The 15,806-nt window shown below is 66.8% G+C and carries 12 protein-coding genes; all 12 read right to left on the bottom strand.

The features are described 5' to 3' along the window. Nucleotides 1–3,009, bottom strand: a 3,009-nt coding sequence (locus tag HHL15_RS15450; protein WP_169146680.1) for a retention module-containing protein, incomplete at its 3' end; no start/stop codon positions are given. Nucleotides 3,010–3,118: 109 nt separating this feature from the next. Further along, on the bottom strand, nt 3,119–3,745 hold the full coding sequence (locus HHL15_RS26565) for a helix-turn-helix transcriptional regulator (protein WP_169146679.1): 627 nt from the start codon (nt 3,743–3,745) through the stop codon (nt 3,119–3,121). A gap of 10 nt (nt 3,746–3,755) precedes the next feature. Continuing rightward, complete coding sequence (locus HHL15_RS15440) at nt 3,756–5,165, bottom strand: HlyD family type I secretion periplasmic adaptor subunit (protein ID WP_169146678.1); 1,410 nt, start codon at nt 5,163–5,165, stop codon at nt 3,756–3,758. 5 nt (nt 5,166–5,170) lie between these two features. Continuing rightward, a complete protein-coding gene (locus HHL15_RS15435; protein ID WP_169146677.1) occupies nt 5,171–7,375 on the bottom strand; it encodes a type I secretion system permease/ATPase in 2,205 nt (734 codons plus the stop codon). 129 nt (nt 7,376–7,504) lie between these two features. Then, the gene (locus HHL15_RS15430; protein WP_169146676.1) at nt 7,505–7,816 is read right to left on the bottom strand and encodes a hypothetical protein; all 312 of its coding nucleotides are present in this window, start codon (nt 7,814–7,816) and stop codon (nt 7,505–7,507) included. A 51-nt stretch (nt 7,817–7,867) separates the two neighbouring features. Beyond that, the gene (gene ispH, locus HHL15_RS15425; RefSeq protein ID WP_169146675.1) at nt 7,868–8,800 is read right to left on the bottom strand and encodes a 4-hydroxy-3-methylbut-2-enyl diphosphate reductase; all 933 of its coding nucleotides are present in this window, start codon (nt 8,798–8,800) and stop codon (nt 7,868–7,870) included. 20 nt (nt 8,801–8,820) lie between these two features. Next, the gene (locus HHL15_RS15420; RefSeq protein WP_169146674.1) at nt 8,821–9,252 is read right to left on the bottom strand and encodes an FKBP-type peptidyl-prolyl cis-trans isomerase; all 432 of its coding nucleotides are present in this window, start codon (nt 9,250–9,252) and stop codon (nt 8,821–8,823) included. After that, nucleotides 9,249–9,743: a signal peptidase II gene (gene lspA, locus HHL15_RS15415; protein ID WP_169146673.1), complete on the bottom strand. Its 495-nt coding sequence runs from the start codon at nt 9,741–9,743 to the stop codon at nt 9,249–9,251. Before lspA ends, HHL15_RS15420 begins: the two co-directional genes overlap by 4 nt. Nucleotides 9,744–9,771: 28 nt before the next feature. Beyond that, nucleotides 9,772–12,576, bottom strand: a complete 2,805-nt coding sequence (gene ileS, locus HHL15_RS15410; RefSeq protein WP_169146672.1) for an isoleucine--tRNA ligase — start codon at nt 12,574–12,576, stop codon at nt 9,772–9,774. A gap of 20 nt (nt 12,577–12,596) precedes the next feature. Continuing rightward, entirely contained in the window at nt 12,597–13,529 is a 933-nt protein-coding gene (locus tag HHL15_RS15405) for a bifunctional riboflavin kinase/FAD synthetase (protein WP_169146671.1), read from the bottom strand. Between the two features lie 94 nt (nt 13,530–13,623). Beyond that, on the bottom strand, nt 13,624–14,748 hold the full coding sequence (tgt, locus tag HHL15_RS15400) for a tRNA guanosine(34) transglycosylase Tgt (protein ID WP_169146670.1): 1,125 nt from the start codon (nt 14,746–14,748) through the stop codon (nt 13,624–13,626). Continuing rightward, nucleotides 14,745–15,773, bottom strand: a complete 1,029-nt coding sequence (queA, locus tag HHL15_RS15395; protein ID WP_169146669.1) for a tRNA preQ1(34) S-adenosylmethionine ribosyltransferase-isomerase QueA — start codon at nt 15,771–15,773, stop codon at nt 14,745–14,747. Before queA ends, tgt begins: the two co-directional genes overlap by 4 nt. Between the last annotated feature and the right edge of the window lie 33 nt (nt 15,774–15,806).

Raw genomic sequence — 15,806 nt, 5'->3', positions numbered from 1 at the left:
GGGATTGACGGTGACGCTGCCCTTGGCGGGATCGACGCTGGCGCCGGTGACGGTGAGGGTGTCGCCGTCCGGGTCGGTGTCGTTGCCGAGGACCGGGAAGGTGACGGGGGTGTCCTCGTCGGTGCTGGCGCTGTCCGGAACGGCGGTGGGGCCGTCGTTGGTGCCGATCACGGTGAGAGTGACGGTGGTCGGGGTGCCGTCAGCGCTCTTGACGGTGAACACCTCGGTCCGGGTCTCGCCTTCCTTGAGGGCCTGGACGACGGGGTTGGCGTTGTCGAGGGTGTAGGCCCAGTTGCCGGCGGTGTCGACGGAGAAGCTGCCGTAGGTGCCGGGGGCGCCGGTCTGAGCCTGGAAGACGGCTTCGCCGGCATCCGGGTCGGTGATGGAGAGGACGCCGGAGGCGGTGGTCTGGGCCGGGGTGTCTTCCTTGACGGTGCCGGCATCGCTGCTCAGCTGGGCCGGGTCTCCGACCGGGCGGACCAGGATGTCGACAGTGGTGGTGGAGGTGCCGCCGTGGCCGTCGGACACGGTGTAGGTGATCTGGGCCGGCCCGTTGTAGTTGGGTGCCGGGTTGAAGGTGAGGGTGCCGTCCGGATTGACGGTGACGGTGCCCTTGGCCGGATCGACGCTGGCGCCGGTGACGGTGAGGGTGTCGCCATCCGGATCGGTGTCATTGCCGAGCACGGGGAAGGTGACGGGGGTGTCTTCAAAGGTGCTGGCCGTATCCGGAACAGCCGTGGGGCCGTCGTTGGTGCCGACCACGGTGATGGTCACGGTGGTCGGGGTGCCGTCGGCGGTCTGCACTGGGAAGGTTTCGGAGAGGGTCTCGCCTTCCTTCAGGGCCTGGACTTCGGGCTTGCTGTTGTCGAGGGTGTAGGTCCAGTTGCCGGCAGCGTCGACGTTGAAGCTGCCGTAGCTGCCAATCGCGTTGGACTGGGGCTGGAAGCTGCTCTGGCCATTGTCCGGGTCGACCACGTGGAGGATGCCACCGGTGGTGATCACGGTGTCTTCGGTGACGGTGCCGGCGCCGGTATCCACGATGGCCGGATCATTGGTACCCACCACGGTGATGGTGACGGTGCTGGTGCTGCCGTCCGAGAGGGTGACCGGGAAGGTCTCGGTGCGGGTCTCCCCTTCGGCCAGGCTTTGCACCACGGTCGACGGGTTGTCGAGGGTGTAGGTCCAGGTGCCGTTGGGGTTGAGGCTAAAGCTGCCGTAGGTGCCGGGCGTGGAGGCCTGCGGGACGAAGCTGGCGCCGCCGCTGGCGGTCAGGGTGCCGCTGCTGTCGAGGACGGTGTCTTCCCGGACGATGCCGACGCCGGGGGCGCCGATGGATTCGTTGCGTCCCAGGATGGTGATGACGACGCTGCTCTCGGTGCCGTCGATGCTCCGTACGGTGAAGGTCTCGGTGCGGGAGTCACCGTCGGAGAGGCCCTGGACGAGCGGGTTGCTGTTGTCGAGAGTGAAGATCCAGCGCCCGTTGGCGTCGAGGCTGAAGGTGCCGTAGGTGCCGGTGGTGGCACTCTGGGGCTGGAAGCCTGCTTCGCCAGCGTCCGGGTCCGTGATGCTCAGGGTGCCGGAAGCCAGCAGGACCGTGTCTTCCTGCGTCGTGCCCGCGCCGCTGCCGATCTGTGCAGGGTCGTTCACCGGTGTGACATTGATGGTCACGGTGCTGGTGGCAGTGCCGCCCTGGCCGTCGGAAATGGTGTAGGTGATGACTGCCGGGCCGTTGTAGTTGGGGGCAGGGGTGAAGCTGAGGGTGCCGTCCGGATTGACCGTGACCGAGCCGCGGCCTGGATCGACGGTTGCGCCGGTGACGGTGAGCGGGTTGCCTTCGGGATCGCTGTCGTTGCCGAGCACCGAGACGGTGACCGGGGTGTCCTCAGGGGTGGTGGCCGCATCGGGACGCGCCACCGGGGGGTCGTTCACCGGGGTGACGTTGACAGTGACCGTGGTCGTGCTGGTACCGCCCTTGCCGTCGGAGACGGTGTAAGTGATGGTGGTCTGGCCGTTGTAGTCGGGGGCGGGGGTGTAGGTGAGGGTGCCGTCCGGGTTGATGGTGACGGTGCCCTTGCCCGGCTCGACGCTGGCGTTGGTGATGGTCAGCGGGTCGCCTTCGGGATCGGTGTCGTTGACCAGCACCGGCAGGGTGATCGGCGTGTCTTCCGGCGTGGTGGCGGCGTCCGGGTTGGCCACGGGGGCGTCGTTCACCGGCGTGACGTTGATGATCACGGTGGCGCTGGAGGTGCCGCCCTTGCCGTCGGAGATGGTGTAGGTGACGCGATCGGTGCCGCTGAAATCGGGATTCGGAACGTAGCGCAGGCTGCCGTCGGGATTGATCGTGACCTGGCCGTTGGGGGCGTTTGCAGAGGTGACGATCAGTGCGTCGCCGTTGGCGTCGGTGTCGTTGGCCAGCACATCGATGATGGCGGGCTGGTCTTCGGCTACGGTGGCTTCGTCATTGGTGGCGACAGGCGGGGTGTTGACGGTCTGCAGGGTGCCACCGGCGGGCAGGAATTCGACGCCGCTGCCGCTGCTGGTGTAGGTGTAGCTGAGCGGCGTGACGTCCTCGAGGATGCGGGCGAGGCGGATGAAGTCGTGGGTCTGGTCGCCCACGCCGCCGCCTGCCAGGCCGGCCGCCGGATCTTCAAGATTGTCGAAGGGGTCTGCGCCGCTGTTGAGGGCCTGGATGACCCGCTCGGCTTCCGCGCCGAGGCTGCTGGCGATGGCGTTCTCGCTGCGTTCGGGGGTGGTCGTGGCGAACAGTTCGTCGTTCAGCAGGAGGGTCCGCTCCGGGCCGACGCTGAGCTTGGCGCCATTGGCGAGCTGCAGCTCGACTACCGCGCCGGCCTGGGTGACGATCTCCTGGCCTTCGACGACCACATCCCCCGGCTTGATGGCGGTGAGCTTGCCGCTGGTGTCGCGCAGGTAGGCTTCGCCCTGCACGAAAACCACGGTGCCCTTGGCAACGGCGTTGGTGGTGGCAGCGGGGGAGGGGGTGGTGGCCATGGTGTTCTCCGGAAGTCGGCTTTTTAGATGCAGCAGACTCTACGGATGGAAGACCAGGCCCGCCATTGTCCACGTGGACAGGTGGCGTGACGGATGCCACGCCAGGGGGCTAACGGACGCCGTGAACCCTCAGCGCGAGCTGGAGGCGATCCTCCACACCGAGCTTTTCGAAGATGGCCTTGAGGTGGGCCTTGACCGTGCGCTCGGTGATGCCGAGCGTGTCGCCGATGAGCGCGTTGCTTTCACCGACGGCTGCGTGGTGGGCCACCTCGCGCTCCCTGTCGGTCAGGCCGGAGGACCAGTCGGCCAGCCCGGCGCGGGGCAGCCGGCTGTCCACCAGGCGCAGCAGGCGTGACAGCAGGGCGCGCCCCACCCACAGCTCCCCGGAGGCGATGACCTCAAGGGCCTGGCGCAGGGTATCGAGCGGGCCATGGCTGTGGCAGTAACCGCTGGCGCCTGCATTCATGAGGGTCAGGCCTTCGTCCTCCGAAGGGACCGATGAGGCGGCGAGAATCTGCAGGCCGTGCGCCGAGCGCTTCCAGGCGGCCGATTCCCAGAGCGGTGAGGTGGGGCTGCCCAGGCCCAGGTCGGCGACGACCAGGCGATGGCCGTCCCGCCGCCAGGCATCCAGGGCGTCGGCCTGGCGCCCGTGCAGGACGCGATCGGCCAGGCCTTGCCAGCGCTCGGCAAGCAGCTCGTCGGTGGTGAGGATCAGCAGGGGTTCCGGAGTGCGCATGGGAATTGGTTCAACGTTCGGTGAGGGCGTTGGCCTTGGCCCGCAGGACAGGCTTCATCAGATAGGTGAGCAGGGACTTCTTGCCGGTCAGGATGTCCACCTCGGCGACCATGCCGGGAATGATCGGCATGGCCGCTTCTCCGATGGTGCTTTGAGTGGTGCGCACCCGCACGATGTAGAAGGCGTTGCCTTTGTCGTCGGTGATGGTGTCGGCACCGATGTGTTCGAGGGTGGCTTCGAGGCCGCCGTACAGCGAGAAGTCGTAGGCGGTGAACTTGACCAGGGCCTTCTGACCGGGGCGCAGGAAGGCGATGTCCTTGGGCTGGACCTTGGCTTCGAGGAGCAGGGCGTCATCGCTCGGTACGATCTCGATGATCTCCTTGCCCGGCTGAACGACCCCGCCCACCGTGTTGGCGAACAGCTGCTTCACGGTGCCGTTCATGGGGGCACGGATCTCCGCCTGCTTGACCCTGTCGGCCAGGCCTTCGCTGCCGGCCGACAGGGCGGCGAGCTTGGCGTTGGTGTCCGACAGTTCGCTGCGGGCCTGGTTGCGCATGTTGAGCTCGACTTCCTCGATCTTGCGCTGGGCCTCGCTGATGGCGGCCTGGATACGTGGGATCTGGGCGCTGGCGGCATCCCGTTCGCCGCGGTAGCGCGCCACATCACGCTCGAGGCGGAGCAGTTCGACCTCCGAGACGGCGCCGGTCTTGGCCAGCGGCCGGGTGACCTCGAGCTCCTTGGCGGTCAGGGTGTAGCTCTGGGTGGCCTGCTCGCGCTTGGCGGTAAGCTCGTTGAGTTCCTGGCGCCGCTGGGACAGCTGCTGCTGCGCCACGCCCACCGAGGCATTCAGTTCCAGGCGCTTGTTCTCGTAGGCGCTGCGCTCCTGCTCGATCAGGTCGGGTGCCTCCTTGAGCAGCTCCTGCGGCGGTACGAAGGGCTTGCCGCTGGCCACGGCCGAGAGCCGCGCCGCCTTGGCGAGCAGGGCGATGTACTGGGCGCGGTTTTCACGCAGGGAGGACACGAAGCGGGTCGGGTCCACCTTCAGCAGCAGCTCACCGGTTTTGACCTGTTGCCCTTCCTTGACCAGGATCTCGGAGACGATGCCGCCGTCGAGGCTCTGCATGACCTGGACCTGGCGGGAGGGAATGACCTTGCCTTCGCCGCGGGTGACTTCGTCGAGCTGCGCCAGGGCGGCCCACACCAGCAGGACCAGCACCGCGATCACGGTGGTCCACACGGCGATGCGGCTGCCGCGCAGCTTCTGCTCGGCCATGGCCCACTCGGCGTCGGCCAGGTAGTCGGCGTCGTCGTGGATCTCGCGCTTCTCGGCGCCGTCGAGGATCCGGTCGAAGGTGCTGGAGGCCTTGCGGTAGACCGTGTCGTAGGCGGGGCGGAGGAGCGTGTTGAAGAGTGCTTTCATGATGTTCACCCCGCCCGTCCGATACGGCCCTGCTGGAGGGCTTCGACCACCTGGGCCTTGGGGCCGTCGGCGACGATCTGGCCCTGGTCCAGCACGATCAGGCGGTCCACCAGGTCGAGCAGGGATGTGCGGTGGGTGACCAGCATGATCGTCTTGCCAGCCGCGAAGCGCCGCAGGCGCTGCTTGAAACCTTCCTCGCTCTGGTGATCCATGCTGCTGGAGGGTTCGTCGAGGAGCAGCATCGGGGGGTCGTTGAGCATGGCGCGGGCAATGGCGACGGCCTGGCGCTGGCCGCCGGAGAGGGATTCACCCCGTTCGCCGATGGGCATCTCGAAGCCCTGGGGATGGGTGTCGGCAAATTCGCGGACGCCGGAGAGTTCGGCGGCGGCGAGGATGGCGCTGTCGTCGGCAAAGGGGGCGCCCATTGAAATATTCTGCTTGAGGGTGCCGTAGAACAGCGTGACATCCTGTGGCACGAAGCCGATGGCCCGGCGCAGTTCGGCCGGGTCGATCTGGCGGGCGTCGATGCCATCGACGAGGACGGCGCCTTCGGTGGGTTGGTAGAGCCCTAGCACGAGCTTTTCGATGGTGGTCTTGCCGGAGCCGATACGCCCGATGATGCCGACCTTCTCACCCGCCTTGAGGCGGAAGCTGACCTTCCTGAGCACCGCCTGGTCGCGCCCCGGATAGCTGAAGCTGACGTCCTTGAACTCGATGTCGCCGGTGAAGCTGGGCCGATGCACGAAGCTGGCGCCTTCGGGGCGCTCCACCGGCAGGTTCATGTGGCTGTTGACCGAGGCCAGCGAGGTCCGCGCGTTCTGGTATTGCATCATCAGCCCGGCCACTTGGCCGAGGGGGGCCATGGCGCGCCCGGACAGCATCGAGGCGGCGATGATGCCGCCCATCGACATATGGCCTTCCGACAACTCGTAAACACCGACGATGATCACCGCGATGTTCACCAGTTGCTGCATCAGCTGGGCGAAATTGACCGTGCTGGCCGACAGCAGCTTGAGGCGGCCGCCGATCTGGGCGATGAACAGGGTGGCCCTTTCCCACTGGCGCTGGATCAGGCTTTCGGCGCCGAGGGTCTTGAGGGTCTCCAGGCCGACCAGGCTCTCCACCAGGGTGGCGTTGCGCTGGGCGCTGGCGCGGTAGGTGGTTTCGGTGAGCTCGTGCATCTTGTCCTGGGCCACCAGGGTGAAGAACAGCACGACGATCATGCCGACCAGCGGCGGCAGAAGCAGCCAGGGCGAGATCCACACCATCACCAGCAGGAAGACCAGCACGAAGGGCAGGTCGATCAGGGTGGTGACGGTGGCGGAGGCGATGAAGTCGCGCACGCCCTCGAAGGCCCGCAGGTTGGCGGCGAAGGAGCCGACCGAGGCGGGCCGGGCGTCCATGCGCAGACCGAGCACCCGCTCCATGATGCGGGCCGACAACTGGACGTCGATGCGCTTGCCCGCACTATCGACGATGTAGGCGCGCAGGGTGCGCAGGGCAAAGTCGAAACCCAGCACCAGGATGGCACCGACGGCCAGTACCCAGAGCGTCTCGGTGGCGTGGTTGGGCACCACCCGGTCGTAGACCGTCATCGAGAACATCGGGATCGCCAGCGCGAAAAGGTTGATGATCAGGGCGGCCAGCAGGGTGTCGCGGTAGAGGCGCCAGTTCTCCAGCACGGTGCCCCAGAACCAATGGCTGGCGCGGACGGCGCGGACTTCCGGGGCCCGGGCCTGGAAGCGGAAGCGGGGGCGGACGAAGCACACCAGCCCGGTGTACAGGCCGGCGATCTCCTCCGCGCTCAAGTCGTCCGACGACTCGCCGGCTTCCGGGAAGCGCACCCGCACGCCGCCATTGGCCAGATGTTCGAGCAGGACGCAGGCCCGGCGGTCCTGCAGCAGCAGGATGGCCGGCAGCAGGCCGGGGGCGATGGCCGCAAGGGGCTTGCGCACGATCCTCGCGGTGAGGCCGGCGCGGGCCGCCGCACGCGGCAACAGGGACGGCGTGAGCCGATTCTCCACCAGGGGCAGGCCGGCGCTGAGCGCTTCCGGCGTGAAGGGATTGCCGTGCAGACGCGTCAGGACCACCAGGGCGTCAAGGAGCGGGTCCTCGTGGGTGGCGGTCTCGCCTGGATGCCAGCGGTTGTCGGAGGCGCGCGCATCGGAGGGGCGGGCGGCGGACGGGGAGGCGTTGGGGACTTCGGTCATCGGCGTCTGGCTGTCATGAGGGGAGCTGTTCCGGCGTTCTGGCGAGGCCGGGTTTCATCCCGATGGCGATGGAGTGGGGGATAACGACCCCAGAATGGGTCTCTTGAGTCGGGTCAGTGACGGAGTGATTCAAATGACATCGTCGGGGCCCAGCAGGTTGAGGCCCTGCTTCAGGCGGGCCCGGGCGCCCTTGCGGGTCAGCAGCTTGCGCTGGGCGTCGGCGGGCAGGTCGGTGAGGCGGAGGAGGCCGCGATCGATTAGGACATCGACCACGTCCTCGATGACGCGGATCAGGTCGGCATCGAGGCGGGTGAATTCGTCCGGACCGGCCAGGGCGGCGAGGTCCGGGTGGCCGGCCGGGAGATGTTCCGGATGGTCGGGGCCGGCATCGGCGAAGAGGGCAATGACCTTGCCGGAGGAATCACGCTGGACGAATGGCATGGGCTGGACTCGGTGGGGGAATAAAGGGCGCCGGCCCGGGGCGCCCTTCACTCATGCCGTCGGAGTCTGCAGCTCCTTGGGCAGGGGAAAGGTCACCTTCTCGGGGACGCCATCCAGGGGCTTTACGGAAGCCGCTCCCATTTCCTTGAGGCGTGAAATGACGGAGTCAACCAGCACCTCGGGCGCGGAGGCCCCTGCGGTGACGCCGACGCGCTTCTTGCCGACGATCCAGGCGGGGTTGATGGCGTCGGCATCGTCGATCAGGTAGGCCGGCACCTTGAGCAGCTCGGCCACCTCGCGCAGGCGGTTGGAGTTGGAGCTGTTCACCGAGCCGACCACCAGCACCAGGTCCGACCTGGGGGCCATGAACTTGACGGCATCCTGGCGGTTCTGGGTGGCGTAGCAGATGTCGTCCTTCTTCGGGCCGATGATGGCCGGGAAGCGTTCGCGCAGGGCGTTGACGATGGCTGCGGCGTCGTCCACCGAGAGGGTGGTCTGGGTGACGTAGGCCAGCATGTCCGGATTGTGGACCTGCAGGCCGGCCACGTCGGCGGCGCTCTCGACCAGATAGATGCCATCCCGCACCTGGCCCATGGTGCCTTCCACTTCGGGGTGGCCCTTGTGGCCGATCATGATCAGTTCGCGGCCCTGGTCACGCATGCGGGCCACTTCGAGGTGCACCTTGGTGACCAGCGGGCAGGTCGCGTCGAAGACGCGCAGGCCACGCGCCTCGGCTTCGCTGCGCACCGTCTGCGAGACGCCGTGGGCGCTGAAGATGACGGTGTTGCCGGCCGGCACGTCGGAGAGCTCTTCGATGAAGATGGCGCCCTTGGCCCGCAGACCTTCGACGACGAAGCGGTTATGCACCACTTCATGGCGCACGTAGATGGGTGCGCCATAGAGCGCCAGGGCACGCTCGACGATCTCGATGGCACGTTCTACGCCCGCGCAGAAACCGCGGGGATTGGCGAGCAGGACTTCCATGGCAGACCTCGTGGTGCAACTCAGTTGATGCCGATCACTTCGACTTCGAAGCGGATGGACTTGCCGGCGAGCGGATGATTGAAGTCGATCACCGCGTGGGTGTCGAGCACTTCGCGGATCAGGCCGGGGTAGCGGGTGCCGTCGGGCGCGGTGAATTCCATGATGACCATGGGCTCGACCTCGGTGCCCTCCGGGAAGTCTTCGAGGCGGACCTTCTCGACCAGGTCTTCGCGGTGCACGCCGAAGGCGTTTTCGGGCTCGAGCAGGAAGGTGTGATGTTCGCCCACGGTGATGCCGGCGAGGCAGCGCTCCAGGGTCGGGGCGATGTCGCCCTTGCCGAGCTGCATGGTGGCCGGCTGGGATTCGAAGGTGCTGATCAGCGGCTGGCCGTTGTCCAGCGAAATGCGGTAGTGCAGGGTCAGCAGGCTGTCGGGCAGGACGATCTGGGTCATGAGAGTTTCTCTTGGGCGGCGGAGTGACGATGCTCGCGCAACTGGGCGATGATCATCAGCACCACGCCGACGCTGATGGCGGAGTCCGCCACGTTGAAGGCCGGCCAGCCGTAGCGGCCGATGTGGAAGTACAGGAAGTCGACCACCGCGCCGAAGACGAAGCGGTCGATGACGTTGCCGATGGCGCCACCGATGATCAGCGAGAAGGCCAGGGGCTGCAGCAGTTCGTGCTGGTGCCGGGCCAGCAGGCGCAGCAGCCAGCCGCAGATGCCGGCCGCCAGGGCCACAAAGAACCAGCGCTGCCAGCCGCCCTGGTCGGCCAGGAAGCTGAAGGCCGCGCCGGGGTTGAAGGCCAGTACAAGATCAAAGAAGTCGGTGACACGGATCACTTCACCGTTGCGCAGGGCGCCACGGACGAGGTGCTTGGTCCACTGGTCCGCCAGTACGACGATGGCAGACAGTCCGATCCAGTTACCGAGGCGTAGCTTCAAGGGCAGGGCTCCTGAAAATGGGGTTCACTCACGCGGCGGAGCGGGCTTCGCCGGTGCCGTGGAGGTTGGACGTGCAGCGGCCGCAAAGTTCCGGATGCGCGGCGTCATGGCCCACATCTTCCCGGTAGTGCCAGCAGCGGTCGCACTTGGCATGGGCCGAGGGGGTGACGATGATGCCTTCGGCGCCTTCGTCGGCCGCTTTCGTGAGGGTGGTCTTCGAGCAGATCAGCACGAAGCGCAGGTCGTCGCCGAGGCTGGCGAGCAGGTCGAACTTGCTGCCTGCCGCGCGGATCTCGACCTCGGCCTGCAGGGACGAGCCCACCTGGCCGGCGGTGCGCACGGCTTCGATCTCCTTCTGCACGTCGGCGCGGATGGTGCGCAGGGCGGCCCACTTGTCGAGGAGGGCTTCTTCGTCGTCCTGGGCGGGCAGGCTGTGGAAGGTATGCAGCATCACGCTGTCTTCCGCGTCCTTGCCGAGCAGCAGCCAGATTTCCTCGGCGGTGAAGGAGAGGATCGGGGCCATCAGCTTCACGACGGTCTGCAGCACGTGCCACAGGGCGCTCTGGGCGGAGCGTCGAGCCGGCGAGTTGGCGGCGGTGGTGTAGAGGCGGTCCTTGAGGATGTCGAGCCAGAAGCCGCCCAGATCTTCGGAGCAGAAGGTCTGAAGTGCTTGGACCACTCGATGGAATTCGAAGCGTTCGTAGTCGAGGCCCGCCTGGGCCTGCATGGACCGGGTCATGGACAGCGCGTAGCGGTCGATCTCAAACCACGATTCGACGGGCAGCATATCGCTGGAGGGATCGAAGTCGGCCACGTTGGCGATCAGGAAGCGCAGGGTGTTGCGGATCCGTCGATAGGATTCCACGACCCGGTCGAGGATCTCCTTGGACATGGCGAGCTCGCCGGAATAATCGGTAGCGGCCACCCACAGCCGCAGGATCTCGGCGCCCATCTTGTCGGTGACTTCCTGGGGAAGGATGGTATTGCCCAGGGATTTGCTCATCTTGCGGCCTTGCTGGTCCACGGTGAAGCCGTGGGTGAGCAGTGCCTTGTAAGGCGGGTGGCCGTCGATGGCGGCACCGGTCAGCAGCGACGAGTGGAACCAGCCGCGGTGCTGGTCGGAGCCCTCCAGGTAGAGGTCGGCGCGCGGGCCGGAGGCGTGACCGTCGGGGTGCGAGCCACGCAGCACATGCCAGTGGGTGGTGCCGGAGTCGAACCAGACGTCCAGGGTGTCGCTGATCTTTTCGTACTGCCCGGCCTCTTCGCCGAGCAGTTCGGCCGGGTTGAGCTTGAACCACGCTTCAATGCCTTCCTGCTCGATGCGCAGGGCGACCTGCTCCATGAGCTCGACGGTGCGCGGATGCAGCTCGCCGCTCTCCTTGTGCAGGAAGAAAGGGATCGGCACGCCCCAGTTGCGCTGGCGCGAGATGCACCAGTCGGGCCGGTTGGCGATCATGGCGTGCAGGCGGGCCTGACCCCAGGACGGGAAGAAGCGGGTGGCCTCGACGCCGCCGAGCGCCAGTTCGCGCAGGCTGGGGCCGCCTTCGGGCCTGAGGTCCATGCCGACGAACCACTGGGCGGTGGCTCGGTAGATCAACGGCGTCTTGTGACGCCAGCAGTGCATGTAGCTGTGGCTGATCTTCTCGTGAGAGAACAGGGCGCCGACTTCCTGAAGCTTGTCGACGATGACCGGATTGGCCTTCCAGATGTGCAGGCCGCCGAAGTAGGGCAGGGATTCGGCGTAGACGCCGTTGCTCTGCACCGGGCTCAGGATGTCGTCGTTGGTGAAGCCGTTGGCCTTGCAGGAGTTGAAGTCGTCCACGCCGTAGGCCGGGGCCGAGTGGACGATGCCGGTGCCGGCGTCGAGGCCCACGTAGTCGGCTACGAAGATGGGCGACAGGCGGTCGTAGAAGGGGTGGCGGAAGTTGAGGTGGCCGAGCTTGCAGCCGTTGGTACGGGCGACAATCGTGCCTTCGAGGCCGAAGCGCTTGAGGCTGGATTCGACCAGCTCGGCCATCAGCACCAGCAGGCCGCGGGGGGTGTCGACCAGGGCGTATTCGTGCTCGGGGTGGACGTTGAGGGCCTGGTTGGCGGGGATGGTCCACGGGGTGGTGGTCCAGATCACGGCCAGGGCATCTTTGCCGCCGGGCAGGGCCTGCAGGCCGAAGGCCGCAGCGAGCCTTTCGGGTTCAGCGCAGACGAAGCCCACGTCGATCGCCGGGCTCTGCTTGTCCTGGTACTCGACCTCGGCCTCAGCCAGGGCGGAGCCGCAGTCGAAACACCAGTTCACCGGCTTGAGTCCCTTGAAGACCCAGCCACGCTTGACCATCTCGGCGAGGGCGCGCACTTCGCCAGCCTCGTTGGCGAAGTTCATGGTGAGGTAAGGGTTATCCCAGTCGCCCAGCACGCCGAGACGGATGAACTCCTTCTTCTGCACGGCGACCTGCTCTGTGGCATAGGCACGGCACAGCTCGCGGACTTTGTCGGCGAGCAGGTTCTTGCCGTGGGTGACCTCCACCTTGTGCTCGATGGGCAGACCGTGGCAGTCCCAGCCCGGCACATAGGGCGCGTCGAAGCCGGCGAGCGTCTTGGAGCGGACGATGATGTCCTTGAGGATCTTGTTCAGCGCATGGCCCAGATGGAGGTTGCCGTTGGCGTAGGGAGGCCCGTCGTGGAGCACGAACTTGGGGCGTCCGGCAGAAGCCTTACGGATCTTCTGGTAGAGCTTTTTCTGCTGCCAGTCGGCGATCCAGCCCGGCTCGCGCTTGGCGAGGTCGCCCCGCATGGGGAAGGGAGTGTCGGGCAGGTTGAGGTCGGTACGCTTCTGGGACATGGTGGGTCTGGGCTGTGAATTCAGAGGGGATTCTGGGCGAAATAGGCCCGGGCCTGCTCGGCATCCCGGGCGATCTGGGCGGTCAGGGCCTCGAGGCTGTCATAGCGTTCCTCGTCCCGCTGCTTGACGAGGAAATTGACCTTGAGGTGGGCGTCGTAGCAGTCCTGGTCCCAGTCGAAAAGATGCACTTCGAGGGTCGGGCGGCCCGCATCGTTGATGGTTGGGCGTACGCCCACGCTGGCCACGCCGGGCCAGGGCCTGTCGGCGAGGCCTTCGACGCTGACGGTGTAGATGCCCATCAGCGGCGGGCTGCGGTGCTTGAGCTGGATGTTGGCGGTGGGAAAGCCGATGGTGCGGCCGATCTTGTCGCCATGCATGACCCGGCCGCGGATGCTGTAGGGGCGCCCAAGCAGGCGCGCGGCATGCGGCATGTCGCCTTCTTCCAGGGCCGCACGGACGGCCGAGCTGGAGACCCGCTCGCCTTCGTGGGCGAGGGTCTGCATGGCTTCGACGGTGAAGCCGGTGTCGCGGCCCGCTGCCTGCAGCATGGAGAAGTTGCCCCTGCGCCCCTTGCCGAAGCAGAAGTCGTCACCAATCATCAGGTGGCGCACGCAGAGGCCGCGGATCAGCACGTCCTCGACAAACTCCTCGGCGGTCAGGGCGGCAAAGCGTGCGTTGAAGCGCCCGATGTAGAGCCGGTCGACGCCCTGGTCGGCCAGCAACTGGATCTTCTCGCGCAGTGAGGTCAGCCGGCGCGGGCGGTTCTCATGGGTGAAGTACTCCCTGGGGTGGGGCTCGAAGGTGAGTACGGCTGAGGGAAGGCCGGTGGCCCTGGAAAGGGCGACGAGCTTCGCCAGCAATGCCTGATGGCCGCGATGCACACCATCGAAGTTGCCGATGGTGAGCACGCAGCCATGGGCGCTGTGCTCGGGAACTCCACGGAAAACCTGCATGGACGGACGCGGGGGAAAAGGCGCGATTATAGCGGCAAGGGCGGGCCCGCACAGCAGCCCGCCCTTACAAAGGCCTTACCGGGACGACTATTTTCTAGTCGGCGAGCCCGTTGCCCTGGCCTGCACGCTCTCGGTGGAAGCGCGCCACGTAGTCGGACAGGGTGCCGCCGGCGATGGCGTCGCGCAGTTCGCGCATGAGCTGCTGGTAGTAGTGCAGGTTGTGGATGGTGGCCAGGCGGGCCCCCAGGATCTCGTTGAGGCGGTTGAGGTGGTGCAGGTAGCCTCGCGAGAAATTGCGGCAGGTGTAGCAACCGCAGGATTCGTCGAGCGGCCGGGTGTCGGTCTTGTGGCGGGCGTTGCGAATCTTGATGTCGCCGTGGCGGGTGAACAGCCAGCCGTTACGGGCGTTGCGGGTGGGCATCACGCAGTCGAACATGTCGATGCCGGCCTGCACCGAGAAGACGATGTCCTCCGGCGTGCCGACGCCCATCAGGTAGCGCGGCTTGTCCTTGGGCAGGCGCGGTGCGGTGTGGTGCAGGATGCGCTGCATGTCGTCCTTGGGCTCGCCCACCGACAGGCCGCCGATGGCGTAGCCGTGGAAGCCGATCTCCTCCAGCCCGGCCAGGGATTCGTCGCGCAGGTTCTCGTACATTCCGCCCTGGACGATGCCGAACAGGGCGTTGTTGTTCTCGAGGCGGTCGAACTCGACACGGGAGCGGCGCGCCCAGCGCTGCGACAGGCGCATGGAGTCGGCGGCCTCGGTGACGGTGGCGGGGTAGGGTGTGCACTCGTCGAAAATCATCACCACGTCGGAGTTGAGCACCTTCTGGATGCGCATGGACTCTTCGGGGGTCAGGAAGAGCTTGTCGCCATTCACCGGGGATGAGAAGCGCACGCCCTCTTCGGTGATCTTGCGCAGGGCGCCCAGGGAGAAGACCTGGAAGCCGCCGGAGTCGGTGAGGATGGGGCCGTCCCAGGCCATGAACTGGTGCAGGCCGCCAAAGGCTTCGATGACTTCCAGGCCCGGGCGCAGCCACAGGTGGAAGGTGTTGCCCAGGCAGATGTGGGCGCCGATGTCGCGCAGGTCCTGGGGAGAGATGCCCTTGACCGTGCCGTAGGTGCCCACCGGCATGAAGGCCGGGGTCTCCACGGTGCCATGGTTGAGGGTCAGGCGGCCGCGGCGGGCGGCACCATCGGTGGCGAGGAGTTCGTATTTCATTGGGGATCCCGGGTCAGGAACATGGCGTCGCCATAGCTGAAGAAGCGGTAGCGCTGGGCGATTGCATGGGCGTAGGCGCGGCGGATGGTGTCCATGCCGGCAAAGGCGGAGACCAGCATCAGCAGGGTGGATTTGGGCAGGTGGAAGTTGGTGATCAGGCCGTCGGCCACCTGGAAGCGGTAGCCGGGCAGGATGAACAGGTCGCTCTCCGATTCGCCGGCCTGCAACGTGCCGCCCTGAGCGGCGGACTCGAGGGCGCGCATGCTGGTCGTGCCGACACAGATCACCCGGTGGCCGGCCGCTTTTGTCGCTGCGATGGCGTCAACGGTGGCGGGTGGCACGAAGTAGGCTTCTGTGTGCATGCGGTGCTCGGACAGGTCGTGTACGCGCACCGGCTGGAAGGTGCCAGCGCCCACGTTGAGGGTTACGTAGGCGGTGTTCACGCCCTGTTCCGCCAGGCGCGCGAGCAGCGGCTCGTCGAAGTGCAGGCCGGCGGTGGGGGCGGCAACGGAACCGGGGTTGCGGGCGTAGACGGTCTGGTAGCGGGATTCGTCGGTGTCACCGGCTGCGCGCTCGATATAGGGTGGCAGGGGCAGCCGGCCATGGCGTTCGAGCAGAGCCACCAGTTCGTCCGTGGCGGGGAAGCGCAGATGGAAGAACTCTCCGGCACGGCCGAGCACCTCCACGTCGAGGGCGCCTTCCAGGTGCAGGCGGGTGCCGGGCTTGGGTGACTTGCTGGCGCGGATCTGGGCCAGAGCTTCGTGGGCGCCGAGGGGGCGCTCGATCATCACTTCCACCTGGCCGCCGGTGTCCTTGGTGCCGAACAGGCGGGCATGGATGACCCGAGTGTCGTTGAACACCAGCAGGTCGCCGGGGGCGAGCAGGGTGGGCAGATCGGTGAAGCGGAGATCCACTGGCGCGGGCTGGGCGCGCAGCAGGCGGCTGTCGCTGCGGCCGGCGAGGGGCGCCTGGGCGATCAGTTCGTCGGGCAGCGGGTAATCGAAATCGTCGAGAGTCCAGGCCATGAGTTGATGCTGTCCGGGGTTTCGTAGATAATG

Source organism: Zoogloea dura (genome assembly GCF_012927165.1).
Classification (GTDB): Bacteria; Pseudomonadota; Gammaproteobacteria; order Burkholderiales; family Rhodocyclaceae; genus Zoogloea; species Zoogloea dura.
Note: the sequence above shows the minus strand (reverse complement) of the source record. Positions and strands in the feature narration are given on the sequence as shown.